Below are 23,394 nucleotides of genomic sequence, written 5' to 3'. Positions count from 1 at the left end.
TTTCGACATGACATTTTAGACGAATTATGAATCTGTGTGGTAAAATAGTAGGACTAATCAGATTTTAGCGAGGGGTAAGATAGATGCATGGAACCCATGATAGTACGCTCATCCTATTATCTTTTATCATTGCATTTCTGGCATCATTTACTGGACTAGACACGATTCGGAGGGTGTCCTTTTCAGTGAGGAAACGGAAGTTCTTCTGGCTTTCTTGTGGGTCGATCGCCATGGGGCTTGGGGTATGGGCGATCCATTTTATTGCGATGCTGGCATTTCAGTTACCTGTTCTGATTCACTATCTAGTAAGCCTGTCAATTATCATTGCGATTGTCGCTGCTTTCTGGTGTCTTTCCTTAATCAGTCTTTCGGAAGTAAATATTGCGAGGTTATTTGTAGGTGGCATAATTTTTGGAATCGGCATTAGTGGCATGCATCTAGTCGGAATGGCTGCGATAAAAGAACTATCCATTCACTATCAAACGTTCTCTTTGATCTTTTCAATCAGCTTTTCGCTCGTCGTATCGATCATTGCCCTTTTACTTGTATTTAGGTCAAGTGAAAGTGGAAAAAATATGAGGAACAGCGCGAAAGTAATTTCGAGTGTTGTCATGGCGATTGCTATCGTCGGTACCCATTATATGGCGATGGCAGCGACAACGTTTACCAGTTATCAGCCATTTCAAGTAGGAGCACCTGTGATCCATACACAAACGACGGTTATACCGGTTACGATCAGCGCGCTCATCATCCTCGGTGTTTTTTTAGTCATGTCATTTGTCTTAGATCAAAAATGGGAAGATGAAATCGCCTTTAAAGGAGCGATTCTTGAATCGGTATTGGATTGTGTCATTATTATCGATCAATACGGGGAAATTATTGAGTGTAATCCGGCTGTGAAAGCAATATTCGGATATGCTAGAGAAGAGATTATCGGCCAGCAATTGGAAAAGAAATTATTGCTGCCAACATTGACGGAAAATGTAGAAAAGGCTTTTACCTTCACTGCGATTGAAGGGAAGATGATTTGTGATGAACGTTTGGAAGTGACGGGTGTTCGGCAAGATCGCAGCACATTTCCGATCGAGTTGATTGTCACTAAAATTAAAAAAACAGGTTCACCGCTATTCACAATTTATGCCCGGGATATTACGCCCCTCAAGCAGACCGAAGAAAACATTCGGAAGATGGCTTATCATGACACGCTCACGGGTTTACCGAATCGTCGTTTTTTCGATGAAGCACTTCGCATGTCTTTAGAGGAAGCAAAAAAGGTTCATGCTGAAGTGGCCGTTCTATTTTTAGACTTGGATCATTTTAAAAAAATAAACGATTCCATGGGTCATTCATTCGGCGATCTGCTGCTGAAAAGTGTTGCGGAAAGGTTAAAACAATGTGTCGATCAAAAGCATTTCGTTGCCAGAAATGGAGGGGATGAGTTTACCATTATCCTCAACAACACGTCCGTACAAAAAGCGGAGAACATTGTGAAGCAAGTCATAGACTGTATTACACACCCATTCCTTCTGGAGGAACAGACGATCGAAATTACGACCAGCGTTGGTGTGGCGCTATTCCCAAAAGATGCGCCGGATGAGGAGACGCTTGTGAAGTATGCGGATATGGCCATGTACGAAACGAAAAAGAATGGAAAAAATAATTATACGTTTTATCATCACTCAGCAAGCTACTTGTCGTAATGATGTGGTTTTATCCATGTATAATAGAGGTAAAGGGGGGGGGCAAAATGTGTTTGATCACTTTTCATTATAATGAACATCCGAATTATCCGTTAATCGTCGTCGCAAATCGGGATGAGTTTTATGAACGTCCGACAGCACAAGCGCATTTTTGGGAAGACAACCCAGCCATTTTAGCAGGACGTGATTTATCACGGCTGGGCACTTGGCTCGGAATCACAAAAGCAGGTCGTTTTGCTGCATTGACCAATTATCGGGAACCGGGAGAAGAGAGTATCAATAAAAAATCCCGCGGAGACATCATTCGTAATTTCTTAACAGCTGATGGAACGACATCGGAATTTATGGAAATGCTTGAAAAAACGAAAGACCAATATGCAGGCTTTAATCTCATTGCGGGTCGCTTAGGGGAATTAGTTTATTTTTCAAATCGACAGGACGGAATAAGCCAGATTTCAGCGGGGACACATGGTTTAAGCAATCATTTACTCAATACACCATGGCCTAAAGTGGTGAAAGGAAAGACACAATTGCGTAAATATGTATTACAACAGGAAGAACTAGAGACGGACTCACTTTTTAAGGTGCTTTCTGATGAAACGCCGGCGCCGGATGAGGAGTTGCCAAATACAGGTGTCGAACTTGAGTTAGAGCGACAATTGTCTTCGCAATTTATCAAACTACCGCATTACGGGACGCGTTCCTCTACCGTATTGCTCATCGATTCGCATCAATCTGTCACATTTGTAGAGCGTACATATGTGAAGGGAAGTCAGGTTGATGAACGTAAGTTCCAATTTCAAGTGATGGAAAAAATTTGTTGACCGAACTTCAGCAGGAAAAATAAAACGGTCCTGTATAGGTTTGACTATTGGCTTCATACTACCTTAAAAGCGTGGAAGGAGCCAAAGATAGTGGAGCAACAAGATGATCTGCAACAACAAATTCAACAATTACAGCAACTGCAACAACTTAAGCAGTTGCAACTTCAATTGGAGCAAATGGAATTACAATTAAAACAAAACGGTCAACAGCAACCACGTGAACAACAAAAGCAACAGGATAAAAAGTCTGAACAGCCTGATCAATCATCGGAACAAACGGCAGAACAATCATCAGAACAATCGTCAGAAAAACCTTCTGAACAACCGCCAGAACAATCGTCCGAACAGTCACAGCAACAAACAACTCCATCCGGCGAGGCAGATTCAGAAAGTCAATCGGAACAACCAACATCGAAGAGTGTTCCGCATGAAAAATTCCTGTATGCTCTCCCTAAAATTGTATCCGTAAGAGACGCCGCTTTTTTACAGGATATCCTTCGTTCGAATTTGCATGCAGTGAAACAATTTCGACAAGCCGCGCAAAATTGTCAACTTCCGGATATAAAGAGTCAAATCGAGGAAGCGAGTAAAATGCATTTGAAACACGTAGATAGCCTGATTGCTTTTATCGAGGAAGCGGGAGGGAAAGCATAATGGCAGCGAACAAAAAAATTGAGAATCCGAAAACTGAGCTTTCGAAAAAGTCGTCCATTACCGATTATGATATGATCCATATGGCACGTGCAACTGAAAAAATGCTCTGCAGCTCTTATTTGCAGGCGATGGAAAGTGTCAGCCATGAACAGTTGTTTTCTCTCTATACCGATATGTTGAAGGAGAGTTATCAACAACAGCGGAAATTATTTGATTTACAGTTTCAACATGGATGGTGTTCCTTCACCCAAGTCGATGAGCAGGAACTCAAGTCGATGAAAGAACAATTTGCAAATGAGAAAAAATCCTTGAAATGAAAAGAGCCTGGTTCCTTTCTAAGGAATTGGGCTTTTTACTTTGAAAATAAAAATTAAATTTTCAATAAAAAGATAGATGCAATGATTCATGCGATAATAAGGGAAGAATGTGAGGTTGAAAACGATGAAATTCGAACAATATCGATTGAGTCAAGAAATACTAAGAGCGTTGGATGGGCTTGGCTATACATCGCCGACGGACGTACAGGAACAAGTGATTCCTGTCGCATTAAATCGCCAAGACTTGGTTGTACGATCACAAACGGGAAGCGGAAAGACGGCAGCTTTTGGCATACCGATTTGTCAACTGCTGAAGTGGGAAGAAAATAAGCCACAGGCGCTCATTTTAACACCGACTCGTGAATTAGCGGACCAAGTCAAGCAGGATATGCAAAATATTGGTCGTTTTAAGCGCATTAAAGCCGCTGCGGTCTATGGAAAGCATCCTTTTGCTTATCAAAAAGAAGAATTGAAACAAAAATGTCATATCGTTGTCGGTACTCCGGGGCGTGTATTGGATCATATTGAACGTGGTACACTCGTACTTGATCGGATTGAATATCTTGTATTGGATGAAGCGGATGAAATGCTCAATATGGGCTTCATCGAGCAGGTTGAAGCGATTATCCATCGATTGCCTGAAAAGCGGATGACGATGCTTTTTTCAGCAACGCTACCGGAAAATATCGAAAAACTAGCCCATCAGTATATGAAGGAACCGACACGAATTGAAATAGCTTCCACCGTTACATTGACCGATCGAATTGAACATTCTCTTTTCATAGTGAATGAACAGCAGAAATTCGAGTTGCTACGTGATGTGACGGTCGTTGAAAATCCGGATAGTTGTATCATTTTTTGCAGAACAAAAGAACAAGTGGATCGTGTGACAGAACAGCTGGACAAATTGTTTTACACATGTGATCAATTGCACGGCGGCATGTCGCAAGAAGTCCGCTTTGATGTAATGGATGCTTTCAAGCGCGGCGAGTTCCGCTATTTAGTGGCAACAGATGTCGCAGCTCGCGGCATTGATATCGACAGTATTTCACATGTCATTAACTATGACCTCCCTTTGGAGGAAGAAAGCTATGTCCATCGGGTTGGAAGGACAGGGCGAGCTGGAAAGAGAGGTAAAGCCATCTCATTCGTCACTCCATATGAAGATAAATTCTTGGCGGATATCGAAGCCGCGATCGGTTTTGACATCCAACGTCGGCATGCACCTTCCCAACAAGCGGTCGCTGAAGCGAAAGCTGCATTCATCGAAAAAATGGAAATGCGGCCTAAGTTGAAAAAGGATAAAAGTGTTGAGCTAAACCGGGATATATTGAAGCTCTATTTCAATGGCGGAAAAAAGAAAAAGCTCAGAGCGTTGGACTTTGTCGGTACGATTACAAGTATTCCGGGTATAACCGGCGACGATATCGGCATCATCAAAATTCAAGATACGGAGACGTTTATCGAAATTTTAAATGGTAAAGGAGAGCTTGTGCTGAAAGAAATGAAATCGAAAACGGTAAAAGGGAAACAGTTGAAGGTCCATAAAGCAAAGAGATAAGTTGCACAACTGCATAAATACAGCAGGTTTTGCATGTCCGGGGGGTGAGTATCATTACATTTTTAGGACTCATATTTTTACAAATCATTACGCCGATTTTAATTCTGATCGTAATTGGTGGAGCTTTGCAAAGGAAATTCGCATTCAATTTGAGGGCGATTTCCAATTTGATTACGTATTGTCTAATGCCAGCTGCTGTTTTTATTAATGTGTACAAGACGGAAATTGAAATGCAAGTGTTGATGCAGATCATTGGCTATTTGATCGTCTTTTCTTTAGGATTAATCGTCATGGCTGCGCTCGTCTGCAAACTATTGAAATTAGAAAAAGGCGATGCCGCTACTTTTAAAAATGGATTTTCGTTAATGAACTCCGGGAATTACGGGATTCCGGTCAGTCAGCTTATCTTCCATGCGAATCCATTGGGCATCTCCATTCAGATCATTGTGATGATCTTTCAAAACGTGTTGACGTATACATATGGCTTATATAATTTAATCGCTGCAACGAAATCGGGATTGGAAATTCTTCGGGAGTTGCTAAGGTTACCCATCATTCATGCACTGATCCTAGGCAGTCTGTTGAATGGTTTCAATGTCCCCATCCCTTCATTCATCTGGCTACCGATTGAACATCTTTCCGATGCCTTTTTAGCGATTGCCCTTCTATTATTAGGTGCACAATTGGCACAAATCGAATTGAAGGCGATGATCAATAAAATGGTCATCATAACAAGTTTCGGGAGGCTGGTCATAGGTCCAGCAGTATCCTTGCTTTTCATCTATCTATTTGGCTTGGATGGTGTGGTGGCACAGTCTCTCTTTATCGCCAGTTCATTTCCCACATCCAGAAATAGTTCGACACTGGCATTGGAATATGATGTCAAACCAGATTTGGCCGCCCAAACGGTGTTGTTTACAACCATCTTAAGCAGTTTGACCGTAACAGTGGTCGTCTATGTATCTACGATTCTCTTTTTATAAGAATAAGAAGAGGGGAGGTCATCTTGACGCCCTTTCTAAAGTTATATAAAATAAACAAATGCTTCAAACTTGAACCAGCAGATACATATGTGTGATTGTTTATTCTGTCAATTGTGAAGGAGGAATTAGTTTGGGAAGAAAAGCATTGCTAACAATAAGTTTCCTATTCATCTTATTGCTTGCAGCTTGTTCAGGTGGCGATAAGAACGTTGCTGATGAGCAAGAAAAAGGAGAGGGAACGAAAAAAGGCGGCACGCTCGTCTATGCGCGAGGAGCTGATTCGGTTGGACTCGATCCGATCAATATTACAGACGGTGAATCGATCCGAGTCACGCATGCCATTTTTGAAACGTTGTTTGAATACGATGAGAACTTGGAATTACAACCAAAATTAGCGGAGTCGTACGAAATTGCGGACGATGAGTTAACATGGACAATCCATCTAAAAAAAGGCATCCAGTTCCATGATGGGACAGATTTCAATGCAGATGCCGTCGTTTTCAATTTCGAGCGCTGGATGGATACTGAAAATCCATATCATATTGGTGATTTCCCTTATTATCCATTTCTTTATGGCGGTTTTAAAGGGGATCCCAATCATCTCATTGAGTATGTAAAAGCGGTGGACGAGTCAACGGTTGAAATTAAATTGAAAGAGAAGACCGCACCTTTTATCAGTTATCTAGCTATCCCAATGTTTGGAATGGCAAGCCCGGAAGCGGTCAAGACATACAATGAAAACTTTTATGAGCATCCAGTTGGCACAGGCCCATTCGAATTCGAAAGCTGGGCAAAGAATGAAAAAGTGGTTCTGAAAGCGAATGAAAATTACTACGTCGAAGGCCAGCCTTATTTGGATAAACTCATTTTCACGGTTATCCCGGATAACTCCGCACGCCTCAATGTGTTATTGGCAGGTGAAGCGGATATCATCGACGGGATGAACCCTGATGATGCCAATACAGTCGAAGCCAATAATGATTTACAACTGATAAAGAGACCAAGCTTCAACAATGGTTTCATGGTCTTCAATACACAAAAAGAGCCTTTCGATAATGTGAAAGTGCGTCAAGCAATCAATATGGCAATCGATAAAAAAGGTTTAGTTGATGCGTTTTATAACGGCTATGCTGACGTCGCAAAAAATCCAATGCCACCATCCCTTTGGGGGTATAATGACGAAATCGTCGACTATCCTTTCGACCCTGAAGCAGCGAAGAAGTTACTAGCGGAAGCCGGCTATCCAGATGGATTTAAAACGGAAATTTGGACAATGAGTAATCCACGTCCCTATATGCCACAGCCTATGAAATCGGCAGAAGTGATCCAAGCCAACTTAGCGGCAATCGGGATTGAAGCCGAAATCAAATCATTCGAATGGGCAACATATTTAGAGAAAACAGGTAACGGAGAACATTCGATGGCGATGTTCGGTTGGACAGGTGTAATGGCGGATCCGGACAATTTCCTATACCCGAACCTAAGTAGTACTAATACGGAAAAACCGGCAAGCAACCGTGCTTTTTATGTAAATGAAGAATTTACATCTTTATTGCAACGAGCACGTGTGACATTCGAACAAGAAGACCGCATTGAGTTGTATAAAAAAGCACAAGAAATTTTCCATGAAGATGCTCCATGGGTAAACATCGCCCATACGACACCACCGATTGGTCTTGCAAGTTATGTAGAAGGTTTCGTGGCCCATCCGATGGAAATCGATGACTATGCGACGATTTATTTGAGTGAATGATAAGGTAGAAGCGGAAATATTGAACAAGAGCAGAACCAACTTAAGACTGGTTCTGCTCTTGTTTTTTTATAATCATTAAAAGGAATGTTAGCTGTCAATAGATTGAAGAAAAAATCATTTTATAATTGGAATTCAGTTTATCTTCATTCAGCAAATGTTATTGTACTGAATGCGAAGCGTCAGCTACAGAAGACTCTCACCTCTATAGGTGGTGAGATAAATGCGGTATTGTTTTCCTGTTCAGCGGGTGTTTCAAACGCTAGCTGAACGAAGAATGGAAGGCAACCTAAGAGTTCGCCGCGTCCTGAAGGAAAGTGCCTTAATTTCTGCAAAGAACACAGAAATACGGCCAATCGAACCCTTCGCTGTCCGATTGGCAACGGTTGCATGACCTGCATCGTGCAGGCCCGCGGATGTCATAGATTTTTTAGAGGGGCTTTTCTCCCAAAAGCGGAGGGCGCCTGCATAGGTGGTGCTACAGGCATAAGGCGAAGATGCGGCGTGGCGCTTTTTGCCACAGAGCAACTTTGACTTATGACCCGAGCTCCTGGCGTCCGGAGGTAGATGCGAGCGAGCTCGAAAAAATCTGGATGCAATTATGCCGAGGTGTAATTGATATTTATGTGGCACTAGTGATTCGATCTACATTAAAAATTCGATCTATTTCACATTGTGAAAAAACTAGTAAAAAGAGAAAGTATTATTTGGTAGACTTAGGGCATATTGTTGAACAGGAGAAATGAAGGTTTTATGTCTATTTTATTTGTAGGGTTAAATATTATAAAAATTAGCAGGTGATTAATATGGAAATTATAAAATATATGGAACGCATTCAAGCTATGCAGAAAAATGAGTTAACTATTGAGTATTTAGCCCATCTACAAAAAAGTCATGTTCTTAACGTGCATTTTGAGAATCTAGATATCATCAATAAAAAACCTCTTTCCTTAGCTAAAGCAGATATCTATAAAAAAATTGTTCTCGAACAACGTGGTGGGGTTTGTTATGAATTAAATGGTTTGTTTTATCATTTGTTAATGGAGCTTGGATTCAAACCTCATCTGATGGCGGGCACTGTTTATATTGGTGATGGATTATGGGCGATGGAAGATGCACACTTATTCTTAATTGTACCCTTAGGGAACAGGGATTATCTTGTAGATGTAGGTTTTGGGGGGAAATGCCCTAGAATACCAGTACCTATGAGTGGACAAGAAATAATTGATACTGACGGGAAGTACAGAGTGGAAAAAGACAAAGAGAAAAAATGCTTCTATTTGCAAAAAGAAGGCGTTGAGGGTTGGGAAATCTTATATCGATTTGAAACACCCTTGCATAATTGGACGTTCGATCAAGTTCATTCAGTTTGTGTGCTTACGGAGACATCCGTTCAATCCAAGTTCAATAAGAAATATTTCTTTTCTAGGGTAATGGACGATGGTCGTATCACCTTGCTTGGGGATACATTAATTATCGTTAAAGGAAGGGAAACAATAAAAGAAAAACTAGCACCCCATGAGATTGTTGAAAAAGCACATCAGCATTTTCAAATAAGTATCCCTATGTAAAATCTCTTACTCTTTGAGGTCAATTTTGTACTTTGGTTGCTAATAATTCAACAGAATTCCTTGCAAATTATTGATATATTATTAATAAAAGTCTTTTGGGTCAATCGAAATTTGGAAAATGGTAAGGGGTATTACGCTTAGAATGGAAGTTTTTTTATATACAGTAAACATAGTGAAAGGGACTTGGACAAGGCAAGTACCAAAGGTAGCAATAGGATTCCGAATCCGTTAAGGAAAAAACAAACCCTTGAAATGAGAGAGCAGTAAATTTAACGATTATGATTAGATTCAATCTAATTATCAAAACTACTTATTATAATCATTCACGAACTATTTCTAGAGCTAACCTAAGCGAGGATTGACCTACACTTTCGTTAGCTCTAGAAAAAATGTCTAGGAGATTGGATGGTGAATTGCACTTTCAAAAATGCTTTTAAGCTTATTCACATCCAATAAATGTAGATTGCCTTTGTGATGTTCAATCAATCCTTCATCTTTCCACTCATTTAGTATCTTGTACACGGTAATTCGTGACGTGCCTATAAATCTAGCTAAGGCGACCTGGTTAATCGATAGAGAAGGCTCATTTTCCTGTTTGTAAAGCTTATATAAAAAATGGGCAAGCCGATATTCGGCGGGGGCATTTAAAATAGTCGTGGCATCTGCCAATAATCGGATTTTATTAATTAAAGAGTCCATAAAGATGTTTGCAGCTTCAGGTATTTCCCCGCATAGTCGATCGAATTCTAGTTTCGAAAAAAAGTAAAGTGTAGACGGTACTGTAATAGTAGCCGTTGTAAAATAGGGACCATTATTAAAACCTTGTTCACCTAGTAAATTCCCGGGTGTTACGTAATCGATATCTCTTTCGCTTCCCTCCTTGGATAATAAGCTGATTTTTACAATTCCTTTTTTCAGGTAGTAAAATCCGTTTCCGATTTCACCTTGATGATACAAGAAAGTCTTTTTTTTGAAAATCATTTGTTTTCCATACCCTTTTGCTATGAAAGTTTCCCATGCATGATTTGTGTCACCCATTTCCTATCACCTCTACAATAAATTAATTAACAATTCGTATAGATGTAATTTAAGCAATTAACTATCAGAGCACTTTTCAACATTTTATTTGATAATACTGATAATTTCAATAGCAGGAATTAGGATAACGTTCTATTATGTTAACAGGGAATATCTATATTCTAATTGCTTAAAATAAGAGTAGCTTAAAACATTGGAGGAGTATACTAAAATGGATTTAAAATAGTTTTAATATTCAAATTGAAATAATGTTGAAAAAGTGTTTTGATTTCTTATAATGAAATATAATAATGATAGGAGGATTTCCATGGCACAGTTAAATGTAAAAGAGGCTAGAAGAATATTTGTAAAAAAGAATACAGTCATCTATGAGCAAGGACAAAAGGGAGATGGTTTCTACTTATTGTTTGACGGTAAAATAAAAATCAGTATGAAAGTTTTTGATGAAAGAGAAAGGATTCTTGAGATTCAAGATTGTGGCCAAATATTTGGAGAACACTCTATGGGAAAAAAAACGTATATAAATTCGGCGGTAGCTTTGGAGAATTCTGTTATCTATTCTTTCACCGATCGACAATTTCAAGATCTTGTTATGGGCGATGAAGCAATCCGTTCTCTTTTTTATAATTCAATGATCGACAAATTAAAACTGCTCGGAGGTATTATTCAACATAAATCTCTTTCTGTAGAAGAGCAATTGGCAAATTCTCTTTTGGAGATAAGTCGCAAATACAATAGTTGTGAAATCCCTCTTAATCAACAGCAATTATCCAACTATACAGGATTGACCCGGATTACTGTTTACAAGATCATGAAGATTTGGATGGAAAAAAAGCTTATATCAAAGACAAAGGGTGGATTTTTTATCCAATGTCGAGAAACATTACAGAAATATGTAAGCGCTCTCTAAAATAATGGTGTTCTTTAAGTAATTTAACATTTTTTAAAATTACCTAAATGACAAGTTGACTCAACAGAAGTGCATGCCTTTATAGCTATTGGAATGAGTAAAAAATGACTCGAAATCAGAGTGAGTCTATTACCTACTGTTGATTTGAGAATCTCAGATAGAGGTTACTGCAATCCAGAGCAACGCTTTTGTCGAGAGTTTAATATTCCGGAAGAAAGTGTTATAAATCTTATGGTGAGTCTGTCGGTGGAAAAATAATTTACTCAACAATTATTGAAATAGTATTGACTCTAACAAAGGTGGCATGTCGTTTAATGTTAAGCGGTATGTCGCTTTTTTGTTTATATTTTTAGCTATCCGTTCGATCAGTACATAATTCCAATCCATAGACTTTAATAAATATTAACAAAAAATGTCGGCAGGCGTATTTTGTAAGCTTAATTTTAGACTGAACTTTTTGTAAAAGTTTTTATGGTAATATTTCGAGATGTCTGAATTTGTAGTTAGAAAAATTAGAATAGATGGAAATGCGAAAAACATGTTAATGGGTTAATAGTTTATATAGGTGATTACAATTAGAATTTATCTATACTTAAAACATTTACAGGAGGTGATAGTAAATAAACGTTCAGACAATATTGTAAAGTGATGCTAACAGTTTAATGTAACGCTTAAGTTTATACCTCATCAAGACCTACTGTTTCATTAAATTGGGAACATTCTACAAGTAGTATTGAAAACGCTTTCATTAATATTCAATACTAATTTGTTGTTGAGAAAGATATGATTCGAAAGTTGAAAGATAATTTTAATCTTGACTTGTAGCTAATTTAAAAATAAGGAGGAGTAATGATGAATATTGAACTGAATGCAGAGCAACAGAGAGTGGTTAATATTGGTAAGGAGTTGGCACGAGATTTTGCAACGAGAGCAGCCGAACATGATCGGGATCGTTCAGCTCCAGAAGAGAACTATGAAAAATTAAAAGATGCCGGCCTGTTTGGTATTGCCATTCCGAAAGAGTATGGCGGTCTAGGCGTCGGATTTTTAGGATACTCAGCTTTTATAATTGAACTTGCACAGGGATGTGCTTCTACAGCAAACTCATACAATATGCATGCGAATGCAACTGGAACAATTATGCAACACCCTGATATTTCTACAAGCACAAAGAAGAAGATTGCAAAACTAGCTATTGAAGATGGCAAGCTAATGTGTACATCCGTATCTGAACCTAACTCATCGAGTCTATTGGCAAGCGCGTATACACCATCATTAGAAGCCAGAAAAGTAGAAGGGGGTTATACACTTCATGGAAAGAAAGCATTTTGCTCGATGGTTGAATCAAGTGATTACGTTTTCTTATATGCACACCCAGAGGGAGATCCGAATCTACAAGCGAGCATCGGCTTTTTAGTCCCCATTGATAAAGGAAAGGCAGAGGGCGTAACGATTCATGACGTTTGGGATATGCATGGGATGAGAGCAACCAGAAGTAATACAGTTGAATATGATGGTACCTTCGTTCCTGACGAACTGATGCTCCATCAAACAGATGAGTTTTTGAACGATTTCATTATTAGAGGTGCAAATTGGTCATTTGGTGGTTTTGCCGCTGTTTACTTAGGGATCGGTGTAGGAATTTTGAATTTTGCTTCTGATTTCCTGACTAGTCGATTGGCGAAGGGATACGCTCAGCCTCAAGCATATCACCCTGATATTAGACGCAGAATTGGAAATATAGCCTCGGAATTACATGCAGCAGAGTTAGCGATGAAATATGCGGCGTGGCATAGTGACACACACGGAGCAGGAATTGAAACATTTTATGCATTTATCCGAGCAAAAAACACAATTGGACAAGCTGTAGCCAATACTGCAAAATCAGCAACCATCGCATGTGGAGCATCTGGTCTAATGAAGAAAGTACCGTTAGAAAGAATGATAAGAGATGCGGCTACAGCACCAATCATGCCACCCAACGTGGATGCAGCAGCCGATCAAGCTGGATTATTGACGATGGGACTTAATCCGGCGGATGTACTTCCACCGTTAAAGTCTACAGAAACCTTAGTTGCACCTGCAGTTCTTATTTAAATACAGTAAGAAGCAATAGGGATATGTGATTAATAACATCAGTGAAAAGGTAAGGAGAGCAAAAAAGTAAGTTAATTTCCCTTGGATTAATTTTAAAAAATTGATATGGAGTGAACAGATTGACTAACGATGCGTACAAACGTTTAGTAGGTAAGGTTGCCATTATTACTGGAGCGGGTAGCGGAATTGGAAAAGCAACAGCAAAGAACTTTGCAGAACAAGGTGCTTTGCTCGTTTTAAATGACTTACATGGAAATCGCTTAGAAAATTTACTGGAAGAAATCGAAAATAGAGAGAATCATATTATTATTGCAGGTGATATCTCTAAAGAAGAAACCGTAAATCAACTAATTACTGCAGCTATCAAACAACATGGGAAAATTGATATTCTTGTTAATAATGCGGGCATCCATTATATCGAAGATATTGAAGATGTAACGCCAGATGATTTTGATCGCTGCGTTTCAATTAACTTGAAAAGTATGTATTTATGTGCAAGAGCAGTAATTCCCCATATGGTGAAACAAAAGAAAGGATCAATTATTAACCTTGGTTCTATTTCCTCGTTTGTTGGACAGGAAATGATGGGTAAAAGCACCTTTTTATACAATATTACAAAAGCAGGTGCTGTTCAAATGGCGAAATCGCTTGCGACACGGTATGCAAAAGAAGGTATTCGAGCAAATGCTGTTTGTCCAGGTGCGACGAAAACGGATCAAATTACGGAAGAGCATACGCAAGGCGCTTTGAGTCTGGAAGAATTTTGGGCTGGAGCTGCTAATGCTCAACCGATGGGAAGAGCAGGAGACCCATCAGAAATTGCGAATGCCATCTTATTCTTGGCTTCGGATGAATCATCCTTTGTTACAGGAGCTTCCTTAAATGTAGATGGAGGATATTTGGCACAATAAAGACAATGATTGTTAGCAGGAAGGAGAGTCGTAATCAAAAGAGAAGCGGTCTTCCTTCCTTTTCACTTTGGGGGGATTTAATTGAGTAAAATTAAAGTTTTCATAGAATATAAGGTCATACCTGAAAAAAGGAAACAGTATTTAAAACTTGCAGAACAGATCGCAGACCAATACAAAGATTTCCAGATACAAAATTTTTCGGTATATGAGGGAATTGAACAACCCAACTTGTTTGTAGAAGACTTTGTTATTACAAACTATGAATTTTTTAATCGACTGAAAAGTTTTCGTTTAGAAGAGCAGATACCATTCTGGCAGGATTTGCATTCATGTATTTACGGTTCTGCTTCAAAGTTGAATATTTTTGCTTTTGAAGAAATTTAACTTGATTCAGCAGAAGTCCCCCACTTCCATAAGTGGTGGGATGAATGCCAGTATGCATTTCAATCAGAGGGAGTTCAAACTCCCTGCTGATTCAAGTTAGGCCTCCGGCGGATGTCACAGATTTTGAAAGGAGTTAATCGAGCAAGCTCGATTAAAAATCTGGACGCAATCACGCCGAGGCGTGATTGATCTTAATTAAAAAAATCTAGGTTTATGGGGTGGCTAACAGTTGAAAAAAATCTATAATCTATTGCTTCTGATTACAATTGTAGGTCTAATTTGTGCGGGGTGTGGGGGGGAGACTGATGCTTCTGAAAAGAATGGAGGCACAGGTGAAATTAAATTAAGTTATGCTTTTTTTGCTCCTGAAAATACATTTCCAGGCGTTCAAATGGAAAAATGGGCAAAAGAATTAACTGAACGTACAGATGGAAAAGTCAAGGTAGACCTCTTCGCGGGAGGAACGTTGTTAGGTGCATCTAATATGTACGACGGAGTGAGGGATGGTATTGCCAATATTGGAATGTCGGCAACATCTTATGAACCGAATCGGTTTCCTTTATTAACTATTTCTGATTTGCCTTCCGATTATCCGAATTCTTACGTAGCTAGTCGTGCAATTTATGATTTAATTCAAGAATACCCGCCAGAAGCTTTTGATGATTTTAAGATTATTGCCGCATTTGCTGGGGAGCCGTCTTATATCCAATCTAAAAAGAAAATTGAAACAATCGATGACATGCGTGGTCAAAGATTAAGGATTTCGGGATCGTTAAGTGATATTGCGACGAAATTGGGTGCTTCACCTGTTGGTATGTCTCAATCAGATGTACCAGAGTCACTACAAACCGGCGTTATTGATGGTTATATTACTTCGCGAGAGACGTTAAAAGACTTTCATCTAGGTGAAATGATTGGACATATTACGGACTATCCTTTACATGTCAATACATTTGTTGCGGTTATGAATAAGGAGACATGGGACTCACTTCCTGAAGATGTGCAGGCAATCATTGATGAGTTGGGTGAAGAAATGGCAATTTTCACTGGCGAGTATCATGATACAAATGTTCAGGAATCGATTGAATGGAGTCAAACCGAGCATGGTACTAAAATAATCTCCTTATCAGAAGAAGAACGGAAAAAATGGGACGAAATAATTTCACCAATACAAAACGAATATGTCGAAAAGTTGGAGAAAGAGGGTTATCCCGCTAAGGAATATCAAGTAAGACTTTTTGAACTAATTGAGAAGTATAGTAACGAGTAATCTTGCACTACTGTATATTTATATAATCTTGGCAGGAATTGAACAAAGGAGTGTTTATAAATGGAAGCAGTAGCTAAAGTACCTACTAAAAGACTAACGGTAGTCGAGAAGTTGGACAAATTCGATTTATATCTAAACAATTTTTTAGCAACGATGGCCGGTATATCACTGTTTTCTATGATGATTTTGATAGTAGGAAATTCAATCATTAGAAAATTTTATGTTCCTTTTATAGGAACGGTTGAAGTTGTAGGGTGGCTTGCCGCCCTTACAACGGCATTTGCTGTTGGACATACACAAAGACATAAAGGACATGTCGTTCTGGATATATTAATGGAAAAGTGTCCATTGAAAATACAAGCCGTAGTCAATATTATAGTGAATTTAATAAATATCGTGTTTTTCACAGTTGTCTTTTACTGCTTGTTTTTATACTCCTTAAACATAAAAGAAAGTGATCTCGTATCGGAATCTTTAGCTATTGCATATTATCCATTCGTTACTATGTTATCAATAGGTTTTTTCGGATTACTATTTGCACTAGTTGTTGATTTAATCAAGGATCTAAAAAAGGGGGATTCTGAATGAGTCCCACATTAATTGCAATTTTAGGGATTGTTCTACTTTTTGTATTAATGCTCTTAAAAATGCCGATTAGTTTTTCTATGTTTGTCGTTGGGTTTATCGGATTGTACATGATGACTTCATCAAAAGCCGCGATCGGTGTACTGACGGCAGATTTGTGGATTCAGCTTTCTAGCTATAGTTTAAGCGTTATTCCACTCTTTATTCTTATGGGGGAAATTGTCTTTCGAACTGGGATAACCGAGAAACTGTTTCAATCGGCTTATAAGTGGGTTGGACATTTTAAGGGCGGAATGGCATCTACAACTATCGTCGCAAGCGCAGGGTTTGCGGCAATTTCTGGTTCGAATTCAGCTACAGCAGCCACAATGGGAACGATGGCATTACCTGAATTGAAAAAATATAAATACGATGACAAGTTAAGTACGGGAAGTGTGGCCGGCGGAGGAACATTAGGAATTATTATTCCACCGAGTACCGTATTAATTGTCATTGCCCTACAAACTGAACAATCGATTAAAGATCTTTTTTTAGCGAGTGTAATACCGGGTATTTTGTTAACTGTTTTATTTCTTCTTACAGTTATTTACATTTGTCAAAGAAACCCTGAACTTGGGCCGGCGGGTCCTAAAGCCTCCCTCAAGGAGAGGTTTCTGTCATTAACAGGTGTAATCCCAATTTTACTTCTATTTGTTTTTGTAATAGGCGGTTTATTTATTGGTTGGTTCACGCCAACTGAATCGGGTGCATTCGGAGCGTTTGGAGCGTTAATCATCGCCTTGGTCATGCGTAAGTTAACATGGAAGAACTTGGTTGTTGCGACATCGAGTACATTACGATCCTCAGCGATGGTGATGATGTTAATCGTAGGGGCGATGCTTTTTGGACGTTTCCTAACAATAACCCGATTACCTTATAATGTTGCTGATTGGGTCGGATCGTTAAATGTTGCATCGGTCTTCATACTGGTAGCAATCCTATTCATCTACCTGATTGGTGGAGCGCTAATGGATGCAATGGGCTTCCTAATCATCTCACTGCCTATCTTTTATCCTGTGGCGATGACTTTGGGATATGACCCAGTTTGGTTTGCTGTTATTTTATGTATGGTGACGAGTATGGGTGCCATCACGCCTCCGGTGGGAGTAAATGTTTTTGTTGTAAAAGGATTAAGAAAGGATGTACCAGTAGAAAAGATATTTATGGGTATTGTTCCGTATGTAGTCGCTTACGTAATTTGTGTCGCTATATTAACAATATTCCCTCAAATCGTACTTTTTGTATTGTAACTCCGTTCTAGGCTTTCTTATAATTTTTTAATCTTGGTTGAAAATGGTTTTACAAGCGAAATGTAATATAAGTTATAGGGGTGGCTGAAATGACAAAAATTATAGAAAAAGATACAGAGGTATCAAGGAAAGACAATGACCTAATCTACCAATCCGATTTAGCAAAAAGAAATGTTGCGGATTTACAAGGTATTATCGAGCTGCTGAAAAAAAAGGACATGCTCGTACGCGTAAAATCTGACGTTCAGATGAAACATGAAATGGCAGGAATCGCAGCGAAATTTCATGGGGGAAAAGCTGTTCTTTTTGAAAAGCTTCATAATTCGAATGTTCCATTAGTAACAGGATTATATTGGAACCGGAAGGTCATTGCCGAAATTTTCAATGTAGAAGAAAGACAGCTACCATTCCTGACTGCAGATGCAATCCAAAAGTGGAGTAAAAATCCGATAGACCCTGAAGTCATTGACAAAGGGCCAGCAAACGAAATAATTGTAGACACTCAAGATGACTTATTGAAGGATATTCCTATTCCCACGCATGGGCTTCAGGATGGCGGACCTTATCTGGACTCATGTGTGCTCATTGCTAAAGATCCGGAGACTGGAGTGCGAAATGCTTCCATTCAACGAATGATGGTTACGGGTCCAAATAGGCTGACGATGCTCATGGACATGGGAAGACATTTACGGGATTATTATGAACGAGCTGAAAAAGTAGGGAAACCATTAGAAATTACGATTAATAATGGTGTGGGCCTTGCTGTTCATTTTGCTTCCACTACACCAAGTAGTGCTGCCCCTTTAGATGCTGATGAATTAGGGGTTGCATCAGAATTATTGGGGGAGCCATTGAAATTGATTCGTTCACAAACGGTTGATGTTGAAGGTATTGCAGATGCCCAATATGTAATAGAAGGGGAAATATTACCTCATATTCGAGAGAATGAAGGACCAGCTGCTGAAGTTACTGGCTATTATGCTGCCGCAGGCGAACGATGGGTTGTGAATATCAAAGCTGTAACGCGAAGAAAAAAACCGATCTTTCACACGATAATGCCGGGAAAAGAGGTTTATAATGCAGTCGGTCTAATGGCCGAAGCGAGTGTATACCAAAAAGTGTCGAGTATGGTTCCTGATGTACAGGATGTTCATTTATCCTATGGTGGGTGCGGGTTTTATCATGCAAACGTTCAAATTAAGAAAAGCAGTGAAGGGGTTCAAAAAAATGCAATTATGGCGACGTTAGCTGCATTTCCACCATTACGGCGTGTTACCGTCGTAGATGAAGACGTTGATATCTATAACCCTGAGGATATTGAGTGGGCTTTGGCTACGCGTCATGATCCAGAACGGGATATGATTCTTATTCCGGACGCCAGAGGTCATGAGCTAAATCCAATTACTGATGATGGAGTTGGAACGAAAATAGGAATTGATGCAACAGCTCCATATCCACGACCATGGGCATTTCAACGTCTAGATATGCAACAGGTCAAACTGCAAGATTACGATATTGAAGCATAAGACATGAGGAATAAATAATTATGAAAAAGAGGAGATGTTATGGTAGAAAAGCGCATTGTTATTGGGATTACTGGAGGTTCTGGTTCCATATATGGTATTCGGTTGTTAGAGAAACTGAAAGAATTGGAAGTCGAAACTCATTTGATCATTAGCAAATGGGGAGAAACGACCATGCGCGTGGAGACGCCCTATAGTTTGGCTGAAGTGAAAAAGATGGCTACTGTATATCATGAAAATGATAATCTAGCGGCTTCAATTTCATCAGGCTCATTTCGTGTGGACGGAATGATCATTGCACCTTGTAGTATGAAATCATTAGCAGAGATTGCTACGGGTGTGACTTCCAACCTAATAACGAGGTCTGCTGATGTAATGTTGAAAGAAAGAAAAAAACTAATTTTAATGGCTAGGGAATCGCCGTTAAATTTAATTCATATCCGTAATATGGAAACGGCAGCACAGGCCGGAGCGGTTATTTTTCCGCCAGTACCGGCTTTTTACAATAAACCTCAAACGATAGACGATATTGTTGATCAAACTATCGGACGTGTATTAGACCAATTTGACCTATCGCCTGATTGGATAAAACGGTGGGGGGTATCACCGAAAAAGCAAAGGGTATAAGTAATTTTAATCTCATTGCGGACGAGAGATGTTCATACAGTATCACTTTACAATACTGTTATTTAATTTTCCGTAGTAACGAAGAAAGTCCAATTTCTCAAATTAAAAGTTGAGAAATTGGACTTTTTTGTATTTAGCTATAATACAAAAATCGGGCGGAGTAGGACTAGGTATCAAAGTAGCGGATGTTCGTGCTGATTAGTTTTCTATAGGACAAGAATGTGCGTTTATAAGTTGGGTTGATAGTTGTTATTACTAAATCATTCATTTTAATGTTTGAATGTGGGCCTATAGTCACGAAAAGTTTGATTAGTTTAGTTAGAAATCCCGATAAAAGACTTCGACTAAAGTTTCCTGAAAATAAAATAAAGCAAATTTCGTTAAAATCTTAACGATTCAAATAATTTAAATTCGTTATATTAAAGGAGAATCGAGAGGGTGCAGACGAAAGGATGGCGACATGAAAAATGTATTGTTTATTGATGTTTTATGAACTCATTATTTCTGAAAAAGTTCTAAATAAGGGAGGAAGAGACCATGAAAGTAATTCCTAGAGCTATCTCTCATGTCGGACTCAATGTAACCGACATGGAAGCAGCAATCAGTTGGTATGAGCGAGTATTTGGGTTTTTCCTAATTGCACCGCCAGTAACATTTAAAGCGGATGGATCAGCAATGGGAGATGTTTTAACAGATTTGTTGGGAGAGCAAATTAAAGAAGTGAAAATCGCACATTTAAGCGCTTCCGGAGGAGTAGGCTTAGAATTATTCCAATTTATTGAGCCGGAATCGAAACGTTATTCCTCCCATGACTATTGGCAGGGCGGTTTCTTCCATTTATCTATTATTGATCCAAACATTGAAGAAGCGATTGACAGGATCGTTACAAATGGAGGGAAACAGAGGAGTGAAATCTGGCCTTCTGTACCAGGAACCGAGTACAAAATGGCCTATTGTGAAGATCCTGATGGAAACTTAATAGAGATATATACGCACAGCGTTGAAAGAATGTACAGTAATTTAGGCTAGTTATATACAGTTTGAAAAGTAACGAAAATATCTTTTTTGGGAGGAAAATATATGAAACCAAATATTGTTTATATTGTTTTGGACGATGTTGGTTTTTCCGACCTTGGATGTTACGGGTCAGAAATCAAAACACCGAATTTAGATCGACTTGCAGGGAACGGGCTTCGGTATAACAACTTTAATGTGACCCCTTTATGTTCGCCGACCCGTGCTTCTTTGCTGACAGGAAGGAATTGCCACTCCGTTGGGATGGGGTCTGTAGCCGACTTTGACTTGGGACCTGATCATCCAAGTATTAGGGGAAGAATCTCACCTTCGGCAGCAACAGTCGCCGAGGTACTCAAAGAGAATGGGTACAGTACAATGGCTTCCGGAAAGTGGCATTTGGCCCCGATTCATCAATTAACACCTGCTGGGCCGTTTGAAAACTGGCCATTAGCTAAAGGGTTCGAGCGCTACTATGGATTTTTAGGGCCAGAAACGAATCAATTTTACCCGGAGCTTACGTATGATAACCACATGATTGATCAACCTGAAAAAGAAAACTATCATTTATCCGAAGATCTGGTAGATATGGCAGCTCAATTTGTAACGGATCAGGTATCTGTCACCCCGGATAAGCCTTTCTTTTTATACTTGGCATTCGGAGCCCAGCATGCACCGCATCAAGCCCCGCAGGAGTACATTGATATGTACAAAGGAGTCTTTGATAGTGGCTGGGATACTATTCGGGAACAGAGATTGCAACGGCAAAAGGACTTGGGGATTATTCCAGAGACAACCCCGCTTACGCCGCGGAATAACGGAGTGAAGGCGTGGAATGAGTTATCCGAAGAAGAGAAAACTGTATTCACTAAGTTCCAAGAAGTGTATTCAGGATTTCTCACTCATACGGATGCACAGATTGGGCGATTTATAGACTTTTTGGAAAAAATAGGAAAATTGGATGATACGGTAATTGTCTTTCTGTCCGATAATGGAGCCAGCCAGGAAGGTGGGTTTAATGGATCTGTCAATCAGTCTATGTTCTTCAATGGTATGGAAGAAGAAGTGGAAGAGCTACTGCGAAGGGTTGACGAAATGGGCGGTCCGAGGGCTGGTACGAATTATCCAAAAGGCTGGGCCCAGGTTGGAAACACACCGTTTAGGCAGTATAAGCAGACAACGCACTTTGGTGGAACCCGGGTTCCATTTATAATGCATTGGCCAAATGGAATTAAGGAAAAGGGAGCTATTCGAACGCAGTTTCACCATGCCATAGATGTCACCCCTACTGTTTTAGATATTCTTCAACTTGATGTACCAAACGTTTTTAATGGAGTCCCCCAAATGTCGATGCATGGGACAAGCATGAGGTATTCATTTGAAGAAGCAAATCGGCCGTCCCAGCGAAGTACACAATACTTTGAAATGTTTGGACACCGTGCTATCGTTCACGAGGGCTGGAAAGCTGTTACCCACCATAAGAAGGGGGTCCCTTTTGAGGAGGATGTCTGGGAGTTGTATGACCTTACGGAAGACTTTGCCGAAGCTAATGATTTGGCAGGGACACATCTAGAAAAACTTCAGGAACTTCAGGAGCTTTGGCTGGTTGAAGCAGGGAAATACAACGTCTTGCCGTTGAATGATAAGACTGTTGAACTATCTTCCTTTGTTCCGCCAGATTCGGTTACGGCTCGGGATACATTTACTTATTATCCGGGAATGGCCCATTTAGGTACCTTTGCAGCACCACAAATAACGAATAAATCCTATACAATCACTATTCCAATCGAAAGAGCCGACGTAACTTCTGAAGGTGCCCTTGTAGCGCACGGAGATCATGATAGTGGTTATATCATTTATATAAAAGATAACCGATTGGTATTTGAATATAACTATGTAGGTACTGTTTATAAGGTTGAATCGAACTGTTCAGTACCTGTAGGTAAGACTACAGTCAGGTTTGAATTCAAGCACATGGGCAATGGTGTTGGAACTGGAATTCTATCGATAGATGGAAATAAGGTAGGAGAAGCACCGATTGATCAAACACTCCCCTATCGTCTAGCACATGGAGGCTTAGACGTCGGCAGGGATGGCATGTCCCAAGTAAACGATTTATATTGTGATCAAGGATTCCCTTTTACTGGTAAAGTAATGAAAGTGGTTTATGAATTGTATGATGGAGTGGAGAACAAGGTTGTTAGTCAAAAGAAAGAGGTAGCTAGAGTATAGAAGCTATTTAACCATTCTTCTTGACTTATTTAGGAGAATGGTATTTTCTCTACAAAACTAAAAAATCAATCGTTCAGCCAAGTTGAAAAATTCAAGTAGTGTTAAAACCTTAACAATTAGAATCTCAAATTTCTGATAAGTTTTTACTTAGAAG

20 protein-coding genes are annotated in these 23,394 nt (G+C 39.4%); 19 read left to right on the top strand and 1 reads right to left on the bottom strand.

From position 1 onward, the window contains the following. Positions 1-83: 83 nt before the first annotated feature. From ACFPRA_RS12800 to ACFPRA_RS12765, 8 genes are all read left to right on the top strand, one after another. Positions 84-1,700, top strand: a complete 1,617-nt coding sequence (locus ACFPRA_RS12800; protein WP_381435174.1) for a sensor domain-containing diguanylate cyclase — start codon at positions 84-86, stop codon at positions 1,698-1,700. 47 nt (positions 1,701-1,747) lie between these two features. Next, positions 1,748-2,524: an NRDE family protein gene (locus ACFPRA_RS12795; RefSeq protein ID WP_381435171.1), complete on the top strand. Its 777-nt coding sequence runs from the start codon at positions 1,748-1,750 to the stop codon at positions 2,522-2,524. Positions 2,525-2,614: 90 nt separating this feature from the next. Then, positions 2,615-3,178, top strand: a complete 564-nt coding sequence (locus ACFPRA_RS12790; protein ID WP_381435169.1) for a ferritin family protein — start codon at positions 2,615-2,617, stop codon at positions 3,176-3,178. Continuing rightward, positions 3,178-3,495: a spore coat protein gene (locus tag ACFPRA_RS12785; RefSeq protein WP_381435166.1), complete on the top strand. Its 318-nt coding sequence runs from the start codon at positions 3,178-3,180 to the stop codon at positions 3,493-3,495. The genes ACFPRA_RS12790 and ACFPRA_RS12785 overlap by 1 nt, the downstream gene beginning before the upstream one ends. 124 nt (positions 3,496-3,619) lie before the next feature. Next, positions 3,620-5,056, top strand: coding sequence for a DEAD/DEAH box helicase (locus tag ACFPRA_RS12780; protein WP_381435163.1), 1,437 nt, complete (start codon positions 3,620-3,622; stop codon positions 5,054-5,056). Between the two features lie 53 nt (positions 5,057-5,109). Further along, positions 5,110-6,039 carry an AEC family transporter gene (locus ACFPRA_RS12775; RefSeq protein ID WP_381435638.1) on the top strand — a complete coding sequence of 310 codons (930 nt, stop codon included), beginning with the start codon at positions 5,110-5,112 and terminating at the stop codon, positions 6,037-6,039. Positions 6,040-6,169: 130 nt separating this feature from the next. Continuing rightward, positions 6,170-7,792, top strand: a complete 1,623-nt coding sequence (locus tag ACFPRA_RS12770) for an ABC transporter substrate-binding protein (RefSeq protein WP_381435160.1) — start codon at positions 6,170-6,172, stop codon at positions 7,790-7,792. A gap of 803 nt (positions 7,793-8,595) precedes the next feature. Then, entirely contained in the window at positions 8,596-9,360 is a 765-nt protein-coding gene (locus tag ACFPRA_RS12765; RefSeq protein ID WP_381435157.1) for an arylamine N-acetyltransferase family protein, read from the top strand. Positions 9,361-9,753: 393 nt separating this feature from the next. Here ACFPRA_RS12765 and ACFPRA_RS12760 read toward each other — a convergent pair whose 3' ends face one another. Continuing rightward, entirely contained in the window at positions 9,754-10,398 is a 645-nt protein-coding gene (locus ACFPRA_RS12760) for a Crp/Fnr family transcriptional regulator (protein ID WP_381435154.1), read from the bottom strand. A 307-nt stretch (positions 10,399-10,705) separates the two neighbouring features. Here ACFPRA_RS12760 and ACFPRA_RS12755 point away from each other — a divergent pair, with 307 nt between their 5' ends. The 11 genes from ACFPRA_RS12755 (at position 10,706) to ACFPRA_RS12705 (ending at position 23,240) form a co-directional block, all read left to right on the top strand. Beyond that, positions 10,706-11,308 (top strand): Crp/Fnr family transcriptional regulator, encoded by a 603-nt coding sequence (locus ACFPRA_RS12755; RefSeq protein ID WP_381435152.1) that lies wholly within the window; start codon positions 10,706-10,708, stop codon positions 11,306-11,308. An 852-nt stretch (positions 11,309-12,160) separates the two neighbouring features. Next, complete coding sequence (locus tag ACFPRA_RS12750; protein ID WP_381435149.1) at positions 12,161-13,405, top strand: acyl-CoA dehydrogenase family protein; 1,245 nt, start codon at positions 12,161-12,163, stop codon at positions 13,403-13,405. Between the two features lie 119 nt (positions 13,406-13,524). Further along, positions 13,525-14,316 (top strand): SDR family NAD(P)-dependent oxidoreductase, encoded by a 792-nt coding sequence (locus ACFPRA_RS12745; RefSeq protein ID WP_381435147.1) that lies wholly within the window; start codon positions 13,525-13,527, stop codon positions 14,314-14,316. Positions 14,317-14,397: 81 nt separating this feature from the next. After that, complete coding sequence (locus ACFPRA_RS12740; RefSeq protein WP_381435144.1) at positions 14,398-14,700, top strand: hypothetical protein; 303 nt, start codon at positions 14,398-14,400, stop codon at positions 14,698-14,700. 229 nt (positions 14,701-14,929) lie between these two features. Further along, positions 14,930-15,970 carry a TRAP transporter substrate-binding protein gene (locus tag ACFPRA_RS12735; RefSeq protein ID WP_381435142.1) on the top strand — a complete coding sequence of 347 codons (1,041 nt, stop codon included), beginning with the start codon at positions 14,930-14,932 and terminating at the stop codon, positions 15,968-15,970. Between the two features lie 60 nt (positions 15,971-16,030). Continuing rightward, on the top strand, positions 16,031-16,558 hold the full coding sequence (locus ACFPRA_RS12730; protein WP_381435139.1) for a TRAP transporter small permease: 528 nt from the start codon (positions 16,031-16,033) through the stop codon (positions 16,556-16,558). Then, on the top strand, positions 16,555-17,844 hold the full coding sequence (locus ACFPRA_RS12725; protein ID WP_381435137.1) for a TRAP transporter large permease: 1,290 nt from the start codon (positions 16,555-16,557) through the stop codon (positions 17,842-17,844). Before ACFPRA_RS12730 ends, ACFPRA_RS12725 begins: the two co-directional genes overlap by 4 nt. An 89-nt stretch (positions 17,845-17,933) precedes the next feature. Continuing rightward, positions 17,934-19,370 (top strand): UbiD family decarboxylase, encoded by a 1,437-nt coding sequence (locus ACFPRA_RS12720; protein ID WP_381435134.1) that lies wholly within the window; start codon positions 17,934-17,936, stop codon positions 19,368-19,370. 39 nt (positions 19,371-19,409) lie between these two features. Further along, positions 19,410-19,994: a UbiX family flavin prenyltransferase gene (locus ACFPRA_RS12715; RefSeq protein WP_239390734.1), complete on the top strand. Its 585-nt coding sequence runs from the start codon at positions 19,410-19,412 to the stop codon at positions 19,992-19,994. A gap of 537 nt (positions 19,995-20,531) precedes the next feature. Beyond that, positions 20,532-21,023, top strand: coding sequence for a VOC family protein (locus tag ACFPRA_RS12710; protein ID WP_381435132.1), 492 nt, complete (start codon positions 20,532-20,534; stop codon positions 21,021-21,023). Between the two features lie 51 nt (positions 21,024-21,074). Then, positions 21,075-23,240: an arylsulfatase gene (locus ACFPRA_RS12705; RefSeq protein WP_381435129.1), complete on the top strand. Its 2,166-nt coding sequence runs from the start codon at positions 21,075-21,077 to the stop codon at positions 23,238-23,240. Positions 23,241-23,394: the final 154 nt, after the last annotated feature.

This window comes from Sporosarcina soli (genome assembly GCF_042655805.1).
Classification (GTDB): Bacteria; Bacillota; Bacilli; order Bacillales_A; family Planococcaceae; genus Sporosarcina; species Sporosarcina soli.
Note: the sequence above shows the minus strand (reverse complement) of the source record. Positions and strands in the feature narration are given on the sequence as shown.

What these genes read in the sequence shown, in the direction of transcription:
- ACFPRA_RS12800 (WP_381435174.1), top strand. Translation starts at nt 84, where the DNA reads ATGCATGGAACCCATGATAGTACGCTCATCCTATTATCTTTTATCATT.
- ACFPRA_RS12795 (WP_381435171.1), top strand. Translation starts at nt 1,748, where the DNA reads ATGTGTTTGATCACTTTTCATTATAATGAACATCCGAATTATCCGTTA.
- ACFPRA_RS12785 (WP_381435166.1), top strand. Translation starts at nt 3,178, where the DNA reads ATGGCAGCGAACAAAAAAATTGAGAATCCGAAAACTGAGCTTTCGAAA.
- ACFPRA_RS12780 (WP_381435163.1), top strand. Translation starts at nt 3,620, where the DNA reads ATGAAATTCGAACAATATCGATTGAGTCAAGAAATACTAAGAGCGTTG.
- ACFPRA_RS12765 (WP_381435157.1), top strand. Translation starts at nt 8,596, where the DNA reads ATGGAAATTATAAAATATATGGAACGCATTCAAGCTATGCAGAAAAAT.
- ACFPRA_RS12760 (WP_381435154.1), bottom strand. Translation starts at nt 10,398, where the DNA reads ATGGGTGACACAAATCATGCATGGGAAACTTTCATAGCAAAAGGGTAT.
- ACFPRA_RS12755 (WP_381435152.1), top strand. Translation starts at nt 10,706, where the DNA reads ATGGCACAGTTAAATGTAAAAGAGGCTAGAAGAATATTTGTAAAAAAG.
- ACFPRA_RS12750 (WP_381435149.1), top strand. Translation starts at nt 12,161, where the DNA reads ATGAATATTGAACTGAATGCAGAGCAACAGAGAGTGGTTAATATTGGT.
- ACFPRA_RS12730 (WP_381435139.1), top strand. Translation starts at nt 16,031, where the DNA reads ATGGAAGCAGTAGCTAAAGTACCTACTAAAAGACTAACGGTAGTCGAG.
- ACFPRA_RS12725 (WP_381435137.1), top strand. Translation starts at nt 16,555, where the DNA reads ATGAGTCCCACATTAATTGCAATTTTAGGGATTGTTCTACTTTTTGTA.
- ACFPRA_RS12720 (WP_381435134.1), top strand. Translation starts at nt 17,934, where the DNA reads ATGACAAAAATTATAGAAAAAGATACAGAGGTATCAAGGAAAGACAAT.
- ACFPRA_RS12715 (WP_239390734.1), top strand. Translation starts at nt 19,410, where the DNA reads ATGGTAGAAAAGCGCATTGTTATTGGGATTACTGGAGGTTCTGGTTCC.
- ACFPRA_RS12710 (WP_381435132.1), top strand. Translation starts at nt 20,532, where the DNA reads ATGAAAGTAATTCCTAGAGCTATCTCTCATGTCGGACTCAATGTAACC.
- ACFPRA_RS12705 (WP_381435129.1), top strand. Translation starts at nt 21,075, where the DNA reads ATGAAACCAAATATTGTTTATATTGTTTTGGACGATGTTGGTTTTTCC.